This window comes from Pseudarthrobacter linnaei, assembly GCF_055412825.1.
In genome coordinates, this window is record NZ_JBVAYX010000014.1 from 1 (window position 1) to 18586 (window position 18586).

Below are 18586 nucleotides of genomic sequence, written 5' to 3' on the forward strand. Positions count from 1 at the left end.
ACTGTTGAGTCTCATGACTTAATGGACATTTCTGTCTCAAGACATCGTGGACAGTGTGTCTCAGGTCATCGTGGACACTCGGACCGGTTTTGCTCGGATCATGAGCAAAATGCACCCCGATATCAAGATCCGGCATTTGGTGGCGACATGGCCTGACGACGCTGAGGGGTTGCGGTTGCACAGTTCTGCCGACGTCATAAGGTGTCCCGGGCCTGGTTTTACAAGATCCGGGCCGCGGCTGCCGCCGATGGGCCGATCAAAGCCATGGAAACGGTCTCGACCAAGCCGGCGACCAGCCCGGCTAAGGTCGATACCTCATTGGCGGAGCTGGCTCTCGCGACCCGGGAGTCCCTCAAGAGCCTCGGCTATGACTACGGACCGCTGAGCGTCGCCGCCAAGCTGCGACGCCAAGGGGTCCAACCGCCATCACGTGCCACCTTGGCCCGGATCTTTACCCGGGCCGGGGTCGTGGTCCCGGAACCGAGGAAGAAACCGCGCAGCGCCTACCGAAGATTCGTCTATCCGGAACCCAACGGCTGCTGGCAGATCGACTCCCCGGAGTGGCTGCTGGCCGGCGGAGCCAAGGTGGCAATTTTCCAGCTCATCGATGATCATTCCCGCCTGGCACTGGCATCGCTGGTCGCAGGCGCAGAGACATCCGAGGCGGCTATCCGGGTGGTGCGAATAGCTATCGATCGCCACGGAGTGCCCCAAAAATTCCTCTCGGACAACGGGGCGGCGTTCAATCCCACACGGAGGGGCCGCACCGGGGCCCTGGTCGAATACCTCAAATCCCTCGGCGTCGCGCCGATCACCGGCAAACCCTACAAACCCACCACCCAGGGCAAGAACGAACGCTTCCACCGGACCCTGCACACCTACCTGAACCGTAATCCCCAGGCCGCGACCATCGCCGAACTACAGGCCCATATCGATGTCTTCGACACGTACTACAACACCGAGCGTGAACACCAGGCGCTGCCGCCGGGCACGACGCCGACCGAGGCCCGGAACGCCACCGCCAAAGCCCTGCCGCCCGAGCCCGAATCCCGTAAACCCACACCGCGCCAGAGCGTGCAACGAAAAGTGGGGCGTCAGGGCGAAGTCACCGTCATCGGCATGCACTTCTACATCGGCACGAACCACAAAGGAGAACAAATCCACGTCCTCTACGACGAAGAAACCATCATGTTCTTCGACGCACGCGGAACGGAAATCATCAGCCACCCGCGCCCGCCGAAAGGAACCGTCTACATCGGCTTCAACGGCCCCGGCAAGCAACCGTCCACGAAGTCCTGAGACATGAACCGTCCACGATCAGTTGAGACATGAAGTGTCAACGATGTGGTGAGACATCACANAACGATGTGGTGAGACATCACAGTCCCCACTAGGCCACCACAAGTGATAGCGCAACGGGGCTAACTTGGAAAAAGGGTGAAGGCGGCGTGCGGGGCGAGCCGTTTGGCCATGACGTCGATGGCCGGCTGGTTCTGGTCCACGCAGACGAACCTGCGGTCAAGCTTCGCAGCGACAGCGCCCAGCGTGCCTGAGCCGGCGAAAAAGTCCAGGCACCAGTCACCAGGCCGGCTGGAGGCTGCCACCACACGGCGGATCAGCCCCTCGGGCTTCTGCGTCGGGTAGCCGGTCTTTTCCTTGCCGGTGGGGGAGACGATAGTGTGCCACCAGACGTCCGTGGGCAGCTTGCCGAGCTCGCGTTTGGCCTGGGTCACGAGTCCGGGCGCCATGTAGGGCTCCCGGTCCACTTCGGCGCTGTCGAAATGGTATTTCGCCGGGTTCTTCACGTACACGAGGATATTGTCGTGTTTCGTGGGCCAGCGGTACTTCGCCCGGGCGCCGTAGTCGTAGGCCCAGATGATCTCGTTCAGGAAGCACTCGCGGCCGAAGATCGCGTCCAGCATGACCTTGGCGTAGTGCACTTCACGGTAGTCCAGGTGCAGGTAGAGGGTGCCGTCGTCGGCGAGCAGCCGCCAGGCCTCGACGAGGCGCGGTTCAAGGAATGTCCAGTAGTCGCTGAACGCATCGTCGTACTTGTGCAGCGCTCCCTTGATCGTGTCGTAGGAGCGGCCCTTAAACCCGACCCGATCGCCGTCGCCGCCGGTGTTGAGCACCATCCTGGTTTGCTGGCGCTTCTGGACCCGGCCGGTGTTGAAGGGCGGATCCACGTAAATGAGTGTGAAGGCGCCGTCCGGCAGCGTCGGGAGGTACGCCGCGTTGTCCGCGTGTACCACCAGGTTGCTGCCGTCCGGCGCCCAGACGGTGTCAGTCATGAGGGGGTTTAGGCCTCGGTGCTGCCTGCCGGAGCCCCGGCCTGTGCCTCGCCTGCAACCACTTCGCCGTTGTGGCGGCGCGTGCGGGTGCGTCGGCGTGCGCGCGTGGCGCGGTCGACCTCGGTCGGCGCGGCCGCGGCGGACCGGGACGGTGCCTCGGCGGCGGCGGCGGCGGCGGGGCTGGCTTCAACCTCGGCCGGACGACGACGNCTGAAGGTTGGGGACCACAAGTGATAGGGCACCGGGAGGCCAGTAGGTTCAGACCGGCTAGGCGATGCGGTCGATGATGAGCTGCTGCGCCGGGCGGGAGCCCTCCGGGGCAACCACCACAGCGTGCTCGAGGGCTTCCCTGGCCCGTTCGAACTTCTCCGGGGTGTCCGTCAGGAGCGTCATCAGCGGCTCGCCGGCCTTGACCAGGGCGCCGGGCTTGGCGTGCATCCGCACCCCGGCGCCGGCCTGGACCTGGTCCTCCTTGCGGGCCCGCCCGGCGCCGAGGCGCCAGGCGGCGACGCCGACGGCCATCGCGTCGAGTTCCACCAGCACGCCGTCGGCCGGCGCGTAGACAACCTCGGATTCCCTTGCCGCGGGAAGCTTGGCGCGCGGATCCCCGCCCTGTGCCTCGATCATGCGGTTCCAGACGTCCATCGCCCGTCCGTCCCGGAGCGCGGCGCGGGGGTCGGCGTCGTGGACACCCGCGCAGGCGAGCATTTCCTCCGCGAGCCGGACGGTGAGTTCGACGACGTCTTCCGGGCCTCCCCCGGCCAGCACCTCCACCGATTCCTGGACCTCGATCGCGTTGCCGGCGGTCAGGCCCAGCGGGGTGTTCATGTTGGTCAGCAGGGCCACCGTGTTGACGCCGGCGTCCTTGCCCAGCGCCACCATGGTCTCGGCGAGTTCGCGGGCGCGGGCCTCGTCCTTCATAAAGGCGCCACTGCCGACCTTGACGTCCAGCACCAGCGACCCGGTGCCTTCTGCGATCTTCTTGCTCATGATCGAGGAAGCGATCAGCGGGATGGCCTCGACCGTGCCGGTGACGTCCCGCAGGGCATAGAGCTTCTTGTCGGCCGGGGCCAGCCCGGCGCCGGCGGCGCAAATGACCGCGCCGACCTCCTGGAGCTGGGCCAGCATTTCCTCGTTGCTCAGCGCGGCGCGCCAGCCCGGGATTGATTCGAGCTTGTCCAGGGTGCCGCCGGTGTGGCCCAGGCCGCGGCCGGAGAGCTGCGGCACGGCCACGCCGAAGACCGCGACCAGCGGTGCCAGCGGCAGGGTGATCTTGTCCCCGACGCCGCCGGTGGAGTGCTTGTCGGAGGTGGGCTTCCGGCTGCCGTCCGGGCGGCGCAGGCCGGAGAAGTCCATCCGCTCGCCGGACGCGATCATGGCCGCCGTCCAGCGCGAGATTTCGGCCCGGTCCATGCCGTTGAGCAGGATCGCCATATTCAGCGCGGCCATCTGCTCGTCGGCGATCGCGCCGCGGGTGTACGCATCGATCGTCCAGTCAATCTGGGCGGGGCTGAGCACACCCTTGTCCCGCTTGATGCGGATGATGTCGACGGCGTCGAACGCTTCGGTCAGCTTGGGGTTTTGTGTGGGTTGGGTCATTGGGGTTCCTCCAGGTGTTGGGGGCCAAAAGCATCGGGAAGGACCTGGTCCATGGTCTTGATTCCCTGCGTGGTCATGAGCTCCATGCCGGGAGCGCGGAATTCGTAGAGCAGCTGCCGGCAGCGCCCGCACGGCATGAGGACGTTGCCGGCGGCATCGACGCAGTAGAAGGCCCGGAGCAGGCCGCCTCCGGTCATGTGCAGATTTCCGACGAGCACGCACTCAGCGCACAGGGTCAGCCCGTAGCTGGCGTTTTCGACATTGCAGCCGCTCACTATCCGGCCGTCCGCGGTGAGGGCTGCTGCCCCCACCGCGAACTTCGAGTACGGAGCGTAGGCATTTTTCATGGCGGCGACCGCGGCAGCCTCAAGGGCAGCCCAGTCAACGTCGGCGCTGTCCATTCTCAACCCTTGACGTACGGTATGCCGCTCGCGGCCGGCGGCCGGGACCGGCCAACCAGTCCGGCGACGGCGAACACGGTCACGAGGTAGGGCAGCATGGCCATGAACTGGCTCGGCACCGGGGTGCCGATGATGGTCACGATGCTCTGCAGGTTGTCGGCGAAACCGAACAGCAGCGCGGCGAAGAACGCCCCGATCGGGTTCCAGCGGCCCAGGATCATGGCGGCGAGGGCGATAAAGCCGCGCCCGCCCGAGATTTCCTTCGTGAAGCTGTCGATCGCCACAAGGGTGAAGAACGATCCGCCGATCCCGGCCACGGCGCCGCCGAGGGTGACATTCCAGAAACGGGTCGCGTTGACCTTGATGCCCAGGGTGTCGGCCGCCTGCGGGTGTTCGCCCACGGAGCGGACCCGCAGGCCCCACTTCGTCTTGAACAACCCGATCCACACCACAATCACGGCCACATACATCAGGTAGCCCACCACGGACTGCTTGAACAGGATAGGGCCAAGGACCGGGATGCTGGACAGGACCGGGATTTCGATGATGGGAAGCCGGCCCGGCGAGTTGAACATTTCCTTGTTGGCCTGCATCACGGTGCTGAAGAGGAAGCCGGTGAGACCCGAGATCAGGACGTTGAGGACAACACCGACGATGATCTGGTTGACGACGTACTTGATGCTGAAGACCGCCAGCACCATCGAGACGAGGGCGCCTGCGACGGCCGCCGCGAGCAGGCCCAGGTAGGGGTTGTCGGTCATGCTGGCGACGATCGCGGCCGTGAAGGCACCGCCCAGGAGCTGGCCTTCTATGGCGATGTTCACGACGCCGGCGCGTTCGCACAGGACACCGGACAGGGAGCCGAAGACGATCGGCACGGCGAGGGTCACGGACCCGGCAATGAGTCCGGCCAGCGAGATGCTGGGGGTCCGGGCGCCGCCGACCACCCAGATCAGGAAGGCCACCACGAAGAGGACCGTGAAGACAGCCGGCAGCCAGCGCGGGGGCCGGGCGTTCTTCGTCTTCAGGAACATGGCGTAGCCGGCGAGGCCCAGCATCGCCACGGAGAGCACAATCCCGGCCGGGAAGGCGGGCACCTCGATCGCGGGGAGCTGGAAGAAGTCACCGCCGGAGGAAATGCCGAACCTGGCCGTTGACTGCGGGCCCATCAGGCCGAAGAAGATGAACGCGACGACGGCCAGCGCCAGCAGCGTGACCGGCAGCTTCCAGGTCACGGGCTTCGCGGACACGGTCTGCTTGTGGTTCTTGTCCGCGCGCGGGGTGCCCGTTTGGGCCTGGACGGGTTTGCCCGGAACGGGAGGGATTGCTGTTGTGCTCATGCTGCACCTCCGGTGGCTGCTGCCTTCTGGGACTTGCCGGCGGGTGCGGCCTTCTTCTTGCGCGGGTTGAGTCCGAAGATCGCCCGGACCAGCGGCGGGGCCGCGATGAACAGCACGATGAGTGACTGGACCACCAGCACGATGTCGATCGGGGTTCCGGTCTGGATCTGCATCTGGACCGCACCGGCGCGGAAGGCGCCGAACAGCACGCCGGCGGCGAAGGTGCCCCACGGCGTCGAACGTCCCAGCAGTGCGACGGTGATGGCGTCAAAGCCGTAGGTTGCCGCGACACCGTCCGTCAGGACCTTTTCGGTGCCGGCCACCTGCGCGACGCCGGCCAGCCCGGCCAGGCCGCCGGCGATGGTCATCACCAGGATGGTGGCGCGCGGAACGTTGATCCCGGCGGTGAGGGCCGCCTTGGGGTTGGCGCCCACCGCGCGGAACTCGAAGCCGATGGTCGAGCGGTTCAGCAGCCAGGAGACAAAGACCGTCGCTGCGATGGCCAGCAGGAAGCCGATGTGCAGCCGGTACTGGCTTCCGAAGATCTGCGGGTACACCGCGGCCACGTCCAGGATCGGGGAAATCGGGGTGGCCTCCCCCGGCCGCTGGAACGCCGGGGTGTCCAGGAGGTACCGCACGAGGTAAAGGGCGATGTAGTTGAACATGATGGTCACGATGACCTCATGGGCTCCGGTTTTCGCCTTGAGCAAGCCCACGAGGCCGCCCCAGACGGCGCCGCCGACAATGCCGGCGAGCAGGACGAGCAACAGGTGGAGACCCATCGGCAGGTCAAGGGCGAAGCCCACCCAGGCGGCGAGGATGCCGGCCATGATGATCTGGCCCTGCGCACCGATGTTGAACAGGCCCGCGCGGAAGGCCAGGGCGACGCCGAGGCCGGCGGTAATCAGCGGGGTGGCGATGGTGAGGGTCTCCATCAGCGGAGCGAACTGGCCGCCCACTCCGCTGCCGCGCGGGTTGAAGACCGAGCCCTGGAAGAGCGCGACGTAGGAACCCGTCGCGGCTGACCAGACGGCGGTGAGGAAGTCGGTTGGCCGGGCGAACAAGTAGGTCGAGGTGGCAGCGACCACCTTGTCCGTGCTGGCAATCAGCAGTCCGCCCAGGATCAGGGCGAGGAGGACGGCCAGGAGGGTCACGATGCCGTTGCCAGTGAAGATCTTGCGCAGCACCGAGTCCGTGTCTTCGGCGCCGGGGAGGGTTCCGCTCTGCGCCGAAACGGGAACCGCCGACGGCCTCATCGCGCCGCCGGCCGTGTCCAGCGAGGTGGCAAAGGCGACGTCGCCCTCTTCGAGCCTCTCAATATCCGCGTCCGCGGGCTGCGGGGGCGGGGGCTGCGGGGCCGTTATACGGTCCGGATCCGGTTCGGCCGAGCGTCGCGGCTCGTTATTTTCACTCATGGTCGTCTCCTACGGCGCCGGAGCTGGGCTCCTGCACAGGGTGGGCGGCGGGCGCCGGGCTCGTGGCGGGGGGTTCGGCGGGGCTGTCGGAGCGGCTGTTGGCGGAGCCGTCCCTGGGGCGCTGTGCCGGGTTCTTGGCCACGGTGTCGGCGTGGGCGTCCTGCGGGGACAGCCCGGCCATCATCAGGCCAAGGACGTCGCGTCCGGTGCCGGCGGGGACAATCCCGACCAGCTTGCCCTTGTAGAGGACCGCGATCCGGTCGGCGAGTTCGATCACCTCGTCCAGTTCCGTGGAGACGATCATCACGGGGGTGCCGTGATCGCGCTCGGCCACGATGCGCTTGTGCAGGAACTCGATGGATCCGACGTCCACGCCGCGGGTGGGCTGGGAGGCGATGAAGAGCCGCAGCGGACGGGACAGCTCCCGGGCCATCACGACCTTCTGCTGGTTGCCGCCGGACAGGGTGCCCGCCGCGAGCGAACCCGACGGGGTGCGCACGTCGAACTCGTCGATCCGGGTCTGGGCGTTCTCCAGGACTTTAGCCGGGCTCATGCTGATGCCCTTGGCGAACGGAGCCTGGTCGTAGCGGTCCAGAATGAGATTTTCGGCGATCGAGAACGTCCCGATCAGGCCGTCGACGGAGCGGTCCTCGGGCACGAAGCCGACGCCGGAGTTCAGGACGTCCTTGACGCTGCGGCCGACGAGTTCCTCGCCGTCGAGAATAATGGAGCCGTGGACGCGGTCCTGCAGGCCCAGGATAGCTTCGGTCAGTTCTGTCTGGCCGTTGCCCTGGACGCCGGCGACGGCGAGGATCTCGCCGCGGGCGATGTCGAAGCTGATGCCGTCCACTACGTGCTGGCCGCTGGGCGCGATCACGGTGAGGTCCTTGACCTGGAAGGTCGTCTCCTGGGGTTTGGCCGGGGCCTTGTCCAGGGTCAGGTTCACGGCGCGGCCCACCATCATGGACGCCAGCTCGGTCGTTGAGGCGCCGGGATCGGCGGTGCCGACCACCTTGCCGCGCCGGATGACCGTGATCGTGTCCGAGACGGCTTTGACCTCGCGGAGCTTGTGTGAAATGAAGACGATCGAGGTGCCGTGGCTCTTGAGCTGGCGCATGATATCCAGCAGCTCTTCGGTGTCCTGCGGGGTCAGCACGGCCGTGGGCTCATCGAGGATGAGCACCTTGGCGTCGCGGACGAGCGCCTTGATGATTTCCACACGCTGCTGCACGCCGACCGGGAGGTCCTCGACCATCGCGTCGGGATCGACGTCGAAGCCGTAACGGTCCGAGATCTCCTGGATCTTCCGCCGGGTGTCGTCCAGGTTCAGGAATCCCCCGGCCTTGGTGGCTTCCGCTCCCAGGGCAACGTTTTCGGCGACCGTGAAGACCGGAACCAGCATGAAGTGCTGGTGCACCATGCCTATGCCCGCGGCCATGGCGTCGCCCGGACCCCGGAAGGTGACGGGTTTGTCGTCGATGAGGATCAGGCCCTCGGTGGGCTCGTACAGTCCGTAGAGGACGTTCATCAGCGTGGACTTTCCCGCGCCGTTTTCGCCGAGCAGACAGTGAATCTGCCCGGGTTCAACGACCACATCGATGTGATCGTTGGCTACCAGGGAGCCGAAGCGTTTGGTGATCCCCTTGAGTTCAAGTTTCAAAACTCTGACCAATCTCGAAGTGTCCGGGAACCGGGGCCCGGACGGATGACGGGGCTGCAGGATCAGCCTAGTGCCTGCAGCCGGAGGCGGAGTCAGTCCGCTCAACGGAAAGCGCCACGGCCCGTGCGGTGGATGACCGGACGGGCCGTGGCGCTTGGCGGAGGGAGTTAGACCTTCGGGCTGGCTGCGGATTCAACCTTCAGCGTGCCAGCGGCGATGTCCTTCTTGATCTGTTCCAGCTCGGTCTTCAGTTCGGCGGGAACCTCAGAGTCCATATCGTGGAACGGGGCCAGCTGCACGCCCTCGTTGGCGAGGGTGCCAACGTACGGCGTGTTGCTGAATTTGCCGTCCTTGTCTTCCTTCACAACGTTCTCCACGGCCTCGCCCATGAGCTTCATGACGGAGGTCAGCATCAGATCTTTGTAATCCGGTGCCGTGAGGAAGCCGTCGGAGTCAACCCAGATGAGCTTGACGTCCTTGCCTGCCGCCTTGGCTTCCTTCAGGGCAGCGCCCGCACCCTTGCCGACCGGACCGGCGACGGGCATCACGATGTCCGCGCCCTGGTCCAGGAAGTTCTGGGTGAGCTGCTTGCCCTTGTCCTGCTTTTCGAAGTCGCCGGTAAAGGAACCGTCCTGCTTGGCCTTGTCCCAGCCAAGAACCTTGACGTCCGTGCCCTTTTTCTCGTTGTGGTACTTCACACCGTCCACGAAACCATCCATGAAGATGGTGACGGTGGGGAGCTTGATGCCGCCGAACGTGCCGACAATGCCGGTCTTGGTGGTGCCGGCTGCGACGTAGCCGGCGAGGAAGGCGGCCTGCGCCGTGTCGTAGATGATGGGCTTGACGTTTGCCACGGCAGGGTCGTAACCGTAGTCGACGATGGCAAAGTGGCTGTTCGGGTTGGCCTCAGCCTGGGCCTTGGTGGCATCGCCGAGCAGGAAGCCGACCGTGACGGTCAGGTCGCAGCCGGCCGTGACCATGGCGCGCAGGTTTGGCTCGAAGTCGTTGTTGGTCTTGGACTCGGCCTCATTAACCTTGATGCCCAAATCCTTCTCAGCCTTCTTGAGCCCCTCGTAGGAGGACTGGTTGAATGACTGGTCGTCGAATCCACCCGAGTCAGACACGATGCAGCCGGTGTAGTCGCTGGCCGTGGCGGTGGCCGTGCTGCCGGCCGTCGGGGCGGCCCCGCAACCGGTCAGCAGAAGGGCAGCCGCACCGGCGGTGGCGACTCCGACCATTGAACCGCGCTTGAAGGTTGCACGCAGAGAGTTCTTCAATTTTCCTCCAGGAAGAAAGAGATAGGCGCTACGACGGAGCTCAATGAGTGTCTGTTGGCGGGGTTGCCGCTGAAACGCTGTTTTCACTGATGGATTTCGCAGCACTGCGCCGAGGCGCACTGATGCAAGCCACTTTAGTGTCCTGCGACACGTCCAAGTACCACGGTTCACAGCGATTCCACAGATTGTTGAGAACTTGTTACCAAGCGGTACAGACAGAAAGCCCCACACCGGGCGGTTCCGGTGCGGGGCTTTCTGTGCTGCTCTCTGCGAGGGCGCGGGAGGAACGGTCGGGCTTAGACGATATGAAGTAAGGGGTGCCCGGTCCTGGCCCATCCGGGACCGGCCATGATCGCCGGGCGGTCCCGGCAGCAGGCCGCACAAGGAGCTAACTCGAGACGGCTCTATGAGCAGACGGACCCAACCGTCGACGCTCCATCTTAGACACCGATAATGCTCCAGCCGAACACATCGTCATGCGGTAACCAACCCGCGAATATCAGCCTGACACTGCCAAGTCGAAAACGACCCGCCACCACTCACACCACGACCGGGCCGGCACACGATGAGCGGCGCCCGGAACCAAAACCCGGGAGCCGCTCATCGATGCCTATTGACAACCAGGACTACATATCAGAGCCGGACCAGCATCTTGCCGGTGTTCGCGCCGTCCAGCAGATCCATAAAGGCCTGCGGGGCGTTCTCGAGTCCGTCCACGATGGTCTCGTCGTAGCGCACGGTGCCGTCAGCGAGCCAGCCGGACATGGCCTCGATGAACTCGGGCATGTGCTGCCAGTAGCTGCCGACGATGAAGCCTTTGAGGGTCAGCTGCTTGCCGATGGCCTGCATGAGGTTCCGCGGGGCCGGCGTCGGCTCGGTGGCGTTGTACTGCGAGATGGCCCCGCACATGGCCACCCGGCCGCCGACCGTGAGCGCGGACAGCGCCGCTTCCAGGTGTTCCCCGCCGACGTTGTCGAAATACACGTCGATCCCGCGGTCGCCGGCGGCCGCGGCGAGCTGCTCGGTGACCGGGCCGTCGTGGTAGTTGAAGGCCGCGTCGAAGCCGAGCTCCAGCAGCCGTGCCACCTTCTCCGGGGATCCGGCGCTGCCGATGACGCGGGACGCGCCCAGGGCTTTGGCGATCTGCCCCACCAGGGATCCGACGGCACCGGCCGCGCCGGAGACGAAGACGACCTCACCGGCCTTGAAGTTGGCCACCTTGAGCAGCCCTGCGTAGGCCGTCAGGCCCGTCATGCCCAGAGCTCCGAGGAACGCCGGCGCGGGGGCCAGGTCGGTGCGGGCCGGGGTGGTGGCCCCGGCGTCGAGCACGGCATATTCGCGCCAGCCCAGTGCGTGGACGACGGTCTGGCCCACCTGGCGGTCGGCGGCACGGGACGCGATGACTTCGCCAACGGCGCCGCCGTCGAGCGCGGCGTCCAGCGCAAACGGCGCGGAGTAGGACTTGACGTCGTTCATCCGGCCGCGCATGTAGGGGTCCACGGACATAAGGAGGTTCCGGACCAGGACCTGTCCGTCCTGGAGTTCAGGCAGCTGAGTCCCGGCGAGGCGGAAGTTCTCCGGCACGGGGCGTCCGTGCGGCCGGGACGCCAGCTGGATTTCCCGGGTGATGGTGGGCAGGGTGGTGGATTCGTTGTGGTTGCTCATGCGGCGACCTCCAGGATCGTGATGTCGACAGTGATATTGCCACGGGTGGCATTGGAATAAGGGCAGACTTCATGTGCCTTGGCCACGAGGGCCTTGGCCGTTTCCCGGTCCACGGCGGGCAGTGCGATTTCGAGTTCCGCGGCGATGCCGTAGCCGGCTCCGTCGCCGAGGGCGCCCAGGTGGACCCTGGCCGCGACGGCGGAATCCGTCAGGTCCGCCTTTTGCTGGCGTCCGACGAGGCGCAGGGCGGAATGGAAGCAGGCCGCGTAGCCGGCGGCGAAGAGCTGTTCAGGGTTGGTGCCTTCGCCGCTGCCGCCGAGTTCCACCGGGCTGGCCAGGGCCACGTTGAGCTTGCCGTCCTTGGTGACGGCGGTGCCGTCCCGGCCATCGCCCGAAGCCAGGGCCTCGGCCGTGTAGAGAGTCTTCATGGAGATCCAATCTGTTGGGTAATCTGGTGGGCCGCGGCGAACTCGCCGGACGCCTGCGCAGGCGCCGTAGACTTCCGGCGAGCTGGCGCTCCTCCCGCGATTTCGACGTCGTTGGCGTCCGCTATGCCGGCGGCGCGGGGGCTTCAGCGGGAGCTGTGCAGTGCGGCGGTGAGCCGGGCCAGGGTCTCGCGGAGCTGGTCGATTTCAGCCGGAGAGAGCCCGGCGGCGTCGGCGAGACGCTGCGGGATGCCGGCGGCCTGGGCGCTGAGCGCGGTGCCGGCCGCGGTCAGGAAGACCTCAACCCGGCGCTCGTCCGCAGCGGACCGGCGCCGCTCCACGAGGCCCAGGGACTCCAGCCGTTTGAGCAGCGGGGACAGAGTGCCGGAGTCGAGCCCCAGCTCCTCGCCCAGTCCGCGGACGCTGCGCGGTTCGTCTTCCCAGAGCACCAGCATGACGAGGTACTGCGGGTAGGTCAGGCCGAGTTCGTCGAGCATCGGCCGGTACGCCGCGGTGGCGGCCCGGGAGGCCGAGTACATGGCGAAGCACAGCTGCCGGTTCAGGCGGGGGGCTTCCGGACCGGCAGGGCGGGTTCCCTCTGACGTGGTCATGGATCCACCGTACGCCACAATCCAATTGCGCACAACTCAATTGCGCACAACCTTCTTTCCAGGTGGCACCCGCCGGGTTTCCCCATGTTCGCTCGGGGCCGACGGCGTGTCGTCCCACACGCCCGGCGCGTCCCGGCGTCGTCCCGGCAAAGGTGGGGAAACCCGGCGCGGGCGTCCCGGCCGGGACCTAGAGGTCGCGGAGGGTGCGCAGGGCGGCTGCGGTGAGGACCTTGATGCCGAGGCCCAAGGCGCGTTCGTCCAGGATGTAGTCACCGCGGTGCAGGTCGTACTCCTCGCCGCCGGGGGTCTTGGTGCCCAGGCGCATCATGGCGCCGGGAAGGTCCGCGAGGAACCAGGCGAAATCCTCGCCGCCCATGGACTGCGGGGTCAGGACGACGGCGCCCTCGCCGATCTCGGCGCGGGCCGCGGCTTCGATCAGGGCGGTCTCATGCTCGGAGTTCACCACGGGAGGCACGCCGCGGGTGTGCTCCAGGTGGACGTCGACGCCGTACGGTGCGGCGATCTGCTGGATGACCTCGTCGAGAATCTCGCCGGCGTTGTGCCAGGCGTCGCGGTCCAGGCACCGCATGGTGCCCGCCATGTAGCCGCTGGCCGGGATCGCGTTGGGGGCGGACCCGGCGGAGATGTGGCCCCAGACGACGGACACGCCGCTGCGGACATCAACGCGGCGGGACAGCACGGCCGGGACGTTGACCGCGATCTGCGCCAAGGCGAAGACGAGTTCCTCGGTCAGGTGCGGGCGTGAGGTGTGGCCGCCGCGGCCGGTCAGTTCGATCTTGATCGTGTCCGAGGCGGAGGTGATGGCACCGATCCGCGTGCCGATCTTGCCCACCTCGATCCGGGGGTCACAGTGCAGGGCGAAGATTCGCGGAACACCGTCGAGGACGCCCTGCTCGATGCAGCTCTGGGCGCCGCCGGGCATAGTTTCCTCGGCCGGCTGGAAGATGATCCGGACCGTACCGCGCAGCGGCGACTCCTCGTGCATCCGCTGCAGGACCAGGGCCGCGCCCAGCATGGTGGCGGTGTGGACATCGTGGCCGCAGGCGTGGGTGACGCCGTGGTGCTTCGAGGCGAACGGCAGGCCCGTCTCCTCGATGATCGGGAGGGCATCGATGTCCCCGCGCAGGGCGGTGGCGATCGGACCGTCGCCGATGTCCACCGTCAGGCCGGTGCCTTCGAGCCGTCGGGGCTGGAGCCCGGCTTCCTCCAGGCGCTTTGCGAGCTTGTCCGTGGTGCGGAACTCCTTGAAGGACAGCTCCGGGTGCGCATGCAGGTCCCGGCGGAACGCGATCAGCTCCGGCAGCAGGGGCTCGAGCCACGGCCCCACCAATGTGGTGGGCTCAGCTTCAGTAGAGTAGTTACGCACTGAATAACTCTAACGAGCGCAGATAAAATAGCGGCATCGCGTACGGCGCGTTACGGATCGGCGAACATTTCCGGCCGCCCGGTTGGGACGGAAGGCCCGGCCGCCCCGGTAGGCCCTGGCCGACCCGGTTGGGGCGGAAGGCCCTGGGGGCGCCGCAGGCTAGAGAACGTCGGTGTCGCCGCTGGCCTTGAGGGCGTCCACGGCCTGCTTCACGCGCTGCGAATGCTCCTTGTGCATTACGAGCAGCGCGTCCGGGGTATCCACCACCACAACGTCCTTGATCCCGATCAGCGCGATCACGCGTTTAGTATCAGAGACCACCACGCCGCTCGCGTCCTCGGTGAAGACGCGGGCGCCCTCACCGATCACGGTGACGTCCTTGACTTCCTTGGCGCTGTTGAGCCGGCCCACCGAGGCGAAGTCCCCGACGTCGTCCCACCGGAACGTGCCGGGAACGACGGCGACGTCGCCGGCGGCAGCAGCCGGTTCGGCCACGGCGTAGTCAATGGCGATCTTGGGCAGGGTCGGCCAGATGCGGGCCTGAACCTCGTCGCGCTGCGGGGTGTCCCAGGCCTTGGCGATTTCCTGGACCCCGGCGAAGAGCTCGGGCTGGTTGGCTTCGAGGTGCTTGAGCATCAGCGCGACGGGAGCCACGAACATGCCGGCGTTCCAGACATATTCGCCGCTGTCAAGGTACTCCTGGGCGACCTCTTCGCTGGGCTTCTCCACGAACTCGACGACGGACTGAGCACTGGCGGCGCCGGGGACGCCAAGGATCTTCCCGGCCCGGATGTAACCGAAGCCGGTGGAAGGGTGGGTGGGCTTAATGCCGATCGTGACGATTTTTCCGGCCGCGGCCGCGTGGATGGCCTCCCTGACGGCGTCGTGGAACAGCGAGTCGGGGCTGATCACCTGGTCCGCGGCGAAAGAGCCCATGATGGTGTCCGGGTCGCGCTCGTGCAGGATCGCCGCGGCCAGGCCGATAGCGGCGCCGGAGTCCTTGGGCTCGCTCTCCAGCACCAGGTCGGCGTCGTCGATTTCCGGCAGCTGGCGGCAGACCGCGTCACGGTGGGCCTTGCCCGTCACCACAAGCATGTGCTTGCCGGCGAGCGGTTCCAGCCGGTCATACGTGGATCTCAGCAGGGTGCTGCCCGAACCAGTGAGGTCGTGCAGGAACTTGGGGGCTGCGGCCCGCGACAGGGGCCAGAGGCGGGTCCCCACACCGCCTGCCGGAATCACGGCAATAAAACGGCTCAGGGCCGAATCGTTGAGTGAGTCCTGGCTTGTCGCTTTGTCTGTAGTCATCACCGCTACTTTAGCCGAACCGACCGCGCGAGTCCCGAATAAGCGCAGACACGGCGCTGATGCGTCGCCCCGGGGTGCGGTCCCGGCCCGGCGGCGGCACGTCCCGGGGTGCGGTCCCGGCCCGGCGGCGGCACGCCCCGGGCTGCGGTCCCGGCCCGGCGGCGGCACGTCCCGGGGTGCGGTCCCGGCCCGGCGGCGGCACGCCCCGGGCTGGCCAAAAATGTGGCGTTCGTCTCAAAAGTGGACGAAAACCGCGCCGGGTGCCGTCACCAACGGGTGGCTGAATTGAATAAGCTTGTAGCGAAGCCTAGATTTAGGCTTGAGCTTACGAGTGCTCTCGCAGCAGGCGTTCCCCCCGCGTGGATCCCATGCCAGCGCCGCTGTGTTGCAGGGAGGTTTATTCAGTGCCGACAAAACCAGCTGGCACCTTGTACCGCGGCCGTGAAGGCATGTGGTCCTGGGTTGGACATCGCATTACCGGTGTAGTGATCTTTTTCTTCTTGTTGGTCCACGTCCTGGACACCTCATTGGTGCGTGTGTCCCCGGAGGCCTACACCGCCGTGATCGGCGCCTACAAGAACCCCCTGATGGCCCTGGGTGAAACGGGCCTTGTCGCAGCGATCGTGTTCCACGCCTTCAACGGCCTGCGGATCATCGCCGTCGACTTCTGGAAGAAGGGCGCGAAGTACCAGCGCCAGATGCTGTGGACGGTGCTCATTCTCTGGGCAGTCGTCATGGTGGGCTTCTCCATCCGCCACCTTTCCCTCGCCCTTGGAGGTCACTAGCCATGAGTGCAACTCAGATTGAGAGCCCGCGCAGCCCCAAGGCCGCTGCGAAGGTCGGCAGCAACCGGATTGCGCCGCAGTACCGCCGCAACGGCAGTTCCAAGGGGAACTTCGAAATGCTCGCATGGCTCTTCATGCGGCTCTCGGGCGTTGTCCTGGTGGTCCTGATTTTCGGGCACCTGACCGTCAACCTGCTGGTGGGCGAAGGCATCAAAGCGATCGACTTCGGTTTTGTGGCCGGTAAGTGGGCCGATCCGTTCTGGCAGATCTGGGACCTGGCCATGCTGTGGCTCGCCATGCTGCACGGCACCAACGGTGTGCGCACCATCATCAACGACTACGCCGAGAAGGACGCGACACGTCTGTGGCTGAAGATCGTGCTGTACGCGGCCACCACCGCCATCATCATCCTGGGCACCCTGGTCATCTTCACCTTCGACCCGTGCCCCGTGGTCAACGGTGTCCAGCTGCCCGGCGGGTTCTGCCCCGCGCCGTAGCGGCGCAGCCCCAGCAGCACCCGTTCCCTTGCCTGCCCGGTGCGGGCAAGGGATTTCCACGAGATGTCACCGTCCTGGCTCCGCCGGCCGGTGTTGTTAGCGAATTTTGAGAGAAAGAGCGTCTGGTATGCAGGTCCATAAGTACGACGTCGTCATCGTCGGTGCCGGTGGCGCCGGGATGCGCGCGGCGATCGAATCAGGTCAGCGCGCCCGAACAGCAGTACTGACCAAGCTGTACCCCACCCGCTCCCACACCGGCGCGGCGCAGGGCGGCATGTGTGCTGCCCTGGCCAACGTCGAGGAAGACAACTGGGAATGGCACACCTTCGACACCATCAAGGGCGGCGACTACCTGGTTGACCAGGACGCCGCCGAGGTCATGGCGAAGGAAGCGATCGACGCCGTCCTGGACCTGGAAAAGATGGGCCTGCCGTTCAACCGCACGCCCGAGGGCCGGATTGACCAGCGCCGCTTCGGCGGCCACACCCGCGACCACGGCAAGGCCCCGGTCCGCCGTGCCTGCTACGCCGCCGACCGCACCGGCCACATGATCCTGCAGACCCTGTACCAAAACTGCGTCAAGCACAACGTCGAGTTCTACAACGAGTACTACGTCCTTGACCTGCTCACGGTCGAGGAGGACGCGGTCCGCGAGGACGGCACGCCGTACAAGCAGAAGCGCGTGGCCGGCGTCGTGTCCTATGACCTCGCCTCCGGCGAGCTGCACGTCTTCCAGGCCAAGTCCGTGGTGTTCGCCACCGGCGGCGCCGGCAAGGTCTTCAAGACCACGTCCAACGCCCACACGCTTACCGGCGACGGCATGGGCATCGCGTTCCGCCGCGGCATCCCGCTGGAGGACATGGAGTTCTACCAGTTCCACCCGACAGGCCTCGCCGGCCTGGGCATCCTCCTCTCCGAGGCCGCCCGCGGCGAAGGCGCGATCCTGCGCAACTCCGAGGGTGAGCGCTTCATGGAACGCTACGCCCCGACCATCAAGGACCTCGCCCCCCGCGACATCGTGGCCCGCTCCATGGCCAACGAAGTCCGTGAGGGACGCGGCTGCGGCCCGAACAAGGACTACGTCCTCTTGGACCTGACGCACCTTGAACCGGCGCACATCGACGCCAAACTGCCGGACATCACCGAGTTCGCCCGCACCTACCTCGGGGTCGAGCCGTACACCGAGCCGGTACCGGTCTTCCCGACGGCGCACTACGCCATGGGCGGCATCCCCACCAACATCACCGCCGAGGTCCTCCAGGACAACGACACCGTCGTCCCGGGCCTCTACGCCGCCGGCGAGGTTGCCTGTGTCTCCGTGCACGGCTCCAACCGCCTGGGCACCAACTCGCTGCTGGACATCAACGTCTTCGGCAAGCGCGCCGGCATTGCCGCCGCCGAGTATGCCAAGACCGCGGACTTCGTGGAACTCCCGGTTGACCCGGAGGCCTACACGCTGGACCTGCTGGACCACGTCCGCACCTCCGACGGCACCGAGAAGGTCGCTGCAATCCGCAAGGAATTGCAGGACACCATGGACGCCAACATGCAGGTGTTCCGGACCGCCGAGACGCTGAACCAGGTCCTGACGGACATTGCGTCGTTCGAGGAGCGGTACCAGCGCATCAGCGTCCAGGACAAGGGCAAGCGTTTCAACCTGGACCTCTTGGAAGCCGTGGAGCTGGGCTTCCTGCTGGAGCTCGCCAAGGTCATGACCGTGGCGGCCCTGCACCGCGAGGAATCCCGCGGCGGCCACTTCCGCGAGGACTTCCCCGAGCGCGACGACGAAAAATTCATGAAGCACTCCATGGCGTACAAGGATGACGAGGCCCCTGCGGATGGTTCCGCAGAGGCGATTGCGGGCATCCGGCTTGCCACCAAACCGGTGGTCTTTACGCGCTACGAGCCGATGGTGAGGAAGTACTAAG

At 66.3% G+C, this 18586-nt stretch carries 16 protein-coding genes; 4 read left to right on the forward strand and 12 right to left on the reverse strand.

What is annotated here, in order from left to right; translation table 11 throughout:
- The first annotated feature begins 201 nt into the window (after positions 1–201).
- Positions 202–1299, forward strand: coding sequence for a DDE-type integrase/transposase/recombinase (locus ACZYZ3_RS13000; protein WP_463964233.1), 1098 nt, complete (start codon positions 202–204; stop codon positions 1297–1299).
- A 122-nt stretch (positions 1300–1421) separates the two neighbouring features.
- Here the strand turns inward: ACZYZ3_RS13000 and ACZYZ3_RS13005 are convergent, their stop codons facing one another.
- From ACZYZ3_RS13005 to ACZYZ3_RS13060, 12 genes are all read right to left on the reverse strand, one after another.
- A complete protein-coding gene (locus tag ACZYZ3_RS13005; protein ID WP_463964234.1) occupies positions 1422–2291 on the reverse strand; it encodes a DNA-methyltransferase in 870 nt (289 codons plus the stop codon).
- A gap of 267 nt (positions 2292–2558) precedes the next feature.
- Positions 2559–3890: a thymidine phosphorylase gene (locus tag ACZYZ3_RS13010; protein ID WP_463964235.1), complete on the reverse strand. Its 1332-nt coding sequence runs from the start codon at positions 3888–3890 to the stop codon at positions 2559–2561.
- A complete protein-coding gene (locus ACZYZ3_RS13015) occupies positions 3887–4291 on the reverse strand; it encodes a cytidine deaminase (protein WP_463964236.1) in 405 nt (134 codons plus the stop codon). The genes ACZYZ3_RS13010 and ACZYZ3_RS13015 overlap by 4 nt, the downstream gene beginning before the upstream one ends.
- A gap of 2 nt (positions 4292–4293) precedes the next feature.
- The gene (locus ACZYZ3_RS13020; protein ID WP_463964237.1) at positions 4294–5631 is read right to left on the reverse strand and encodes an ABC transporter permease; all 1338 of its coding nucleotides are present in this window, start codon (positions 5629–5631) and stop codon (positions 4294–4296) included.
- Entirely contained in the window at positions 5628–7046 is a 1419-nt protein-coding gene (locus ACZYZ3_RS13025; protein ID WP_463964238.1) for an ABC transporter permease, read from the reverse strand. Before ACZYZ3_RS13025 ends, ACZYZ3_RS13020 begins: the two co-directional genes overlap by 4 nt.
- Positions 7039–8706, reverse strand: a complete 1668-nt coding sequence (locus tag ACZYZ3_RS13030) for an ABC transporter ATP-binding protein (protein WP_463964239.1) — start codon at positions 8704–8706, stop codon at positions 7039–7041. Before ACZYZ3_RS13030 ends, ACZYZ3_RS13025 begins: the two co-directional genes overlap by 8 nt.
- Positions 8707–8873: 167 nt before the next feature.
- Complete coding sequence (locus ACZYZ3_RS13035; protein ID WP_463964240.1) at positions 8874–9983, reverse strand: BMP family lipoprotein; 1110 nt, start codon at positions 9981–9983, stop codon at positions 8874–8876.
- A gap of 633 nt (positions 9984–10616) precedes the next feature.
- The gene (locus tag ACZYZ3_RS13040) at positions 10617–11648 is read right to left on the reverse strand and encodes an NADP-dependent oxidoreductase (RefSeq protein WP_463964241.1); all 1032 of its coding nucleotides are present in this window, start codon (positions 11646–11648) and stop codon (positions 10617–10619) included.
- The gene (locus ACZYZ3_RS13045) at positions 11645–12076 is read right to left on the reverse strand and encodes an organic hydroperoxide resistance protein (RefSeq protein WP_463964242.1); all 432 of its coding nucleotides are present in this window, start codon (positions 12074–12076) and stop codon (positions 11645–11647) included. Before ACZYZ3_RS13045 ends, ACZYZ3_RS13040 begins: the two co-directional genes overlap by 4 nt.
- Before the next feature lie 143 nt (positions 12077–12219).
- A complete protein-coding gene (locus ACZYZ3_RS13050) occupies positions 12220–12684 on the reverse strand; it encodes a MarR family winged helix-turn-helix transcriptional regulator (RefSeq protein ID WP_463964243.1) in 465 nt (154 codons plus the stop codon).
- A 187-nt stretch (positions 12685–12871) separates the two neighbouring features.
- Positions 12872–14071, reverse strand: a complete 1200-nt coding sequence (locus ACZYZ3_RS13055) for an amidohydrolase (protein ID WP_463964244.1) — start codon at positions 14069–14071, stop codon at positions 12872–12874.
- 159 nt (positions 14072–14230) lie between these two features.
- Positions 14231–15376, reverse strand: coding sequence for a mannose-1-phosphate guanylyltransferase (locus ACZYZ3_RS13060; protein ID WP_463964245.1), 1146 nt, complete (start codon positions 15374–15376; stop codon positions 14231–14233).
- A 404-nt stretch (positions 15377–15780) separates the two neighbouring features.
- Between ACZYZ3_RS13060 and sdhC the strand changes: the two genes are divergently transcribed.
- The 3 genes from sdhC to sdhA all read left to right on the forward strand — a co-directional run bounded on the left by sdhC (position 15781) and on the right by sdhA (position 18585).
- Positions 15781–16161, forward strand: coding sequence for a succinate dehydrogenase, cytochrome b556 subunit (gene sdhC, locus ACZYZ3_RS13065; RefSeq protein WP_082492811.1), 381 nt, complete (start codon positions 15781–15783; stop codon positions 16159–16161).
- A gap of 2 nt (positions 16162–16163) precedes the next feature.
- Positions 16164–16658, forward strand: coding sequence for a succinate dehydrogenase hydrophobic membrane anchor subunit (locus tag ACZYZ3_RS13070; protein WP_282381277.1), 495 nt, complete (start codon positions 16164–16166; stop codon positions 16656–16658).
- 127 nt (positions 16659–16785) lie between these two features.
- Positions 16786–18585, forward strand: a complete 1800-nt coding sequence (gene sdhA / locus ACZYZ3_RS13075; RefSeq protein WP_463964246.1) for a succinate dehydrogenase flavoprotein subunit — start codon at positions 16786–16788, stop codon at positions 18583–18585.
- Position 18586 lies beyond the last annotated feature (1 nt).

Coding starts and splice junctions, on each gene's coding strand:
- ACZYZ3_RS13050 (WP_463964243.1), bottom strand. CDS start 12,684: ATGACCACGTCAGAGGGAACCCGCCCTGCCGGTCCGGAAGCCCCCCGC.
- ACZYZ3_RS13045 (WP_463964242.1), bottom strand. CDS start 12,076: ATGAAGACTCTCTACACGGCCGAGGCCCTGGCTTCGGGCGATGGCCGG.
- ACZYZ3_RS13025 (WP_463964238.1), bottom strand. CDS start 7,046: ATGAGTGAAAATAACGAGCCGCGACGCTCGGCCGAACCGGATCCGGAC.
- ACZYZ3_RS13020 (WP_463964237.1), bottom strand. CDS start 5,631: ATGAGCACAACAGCAATCCCTCCCGTTCCGGGCAAACCCGTCCAGGCC.
- ACZYZ3_RS13060 (WP_463964245.1), bottom strand. CDS start 15,376: ATGACTACAGACAAAGCGACAAGCCAGGACTCACTCAACGATTCGGCC.
- ACZYZ3_RS13010 (WP_463964235.1), bottom strand. CDS start 3,890: ATGACCCAACCCACACAAAACCCCAAGCTGACCGAAGCGTTCGACGCC.
- ACZYZ3_RS13015 (WP_463964236.1), bottom strand. CDS start 4,291: ATGGACAGCGCCGACGTTGACTGGGCTGCCCTTGAGGCTGCCGCGGTC.
- ACZYZ3_RS13005 (WP_463964234.1), bottom strand. CDS start 2,291: ATGACTGACACCGTCTGGGCGCCGGACGGCAGCAACCTGGTGGTACAC.
- sdhA (WP_463964246.1), top strand. CDS start 16,786: ATGCAGGTCCATAAGTACGACGTCGTCATCGTCGGTGCCGGTGGCGCC.
- ACZYZ3_RS13040 (WP_463964241.1), bottom strand. CDS start 11,648: ATGAGCAACCACAACGAATCCACCACCCTGCCCACCATCACCCGGGAA.
- ACZYZ3_RS13070 (WP_282381277.1), top strand. CDS start 16,164: ATGAGTGCAACTCAGATTGAGAGCCCGCGCAGCCCCAAGGCCGCTGCG.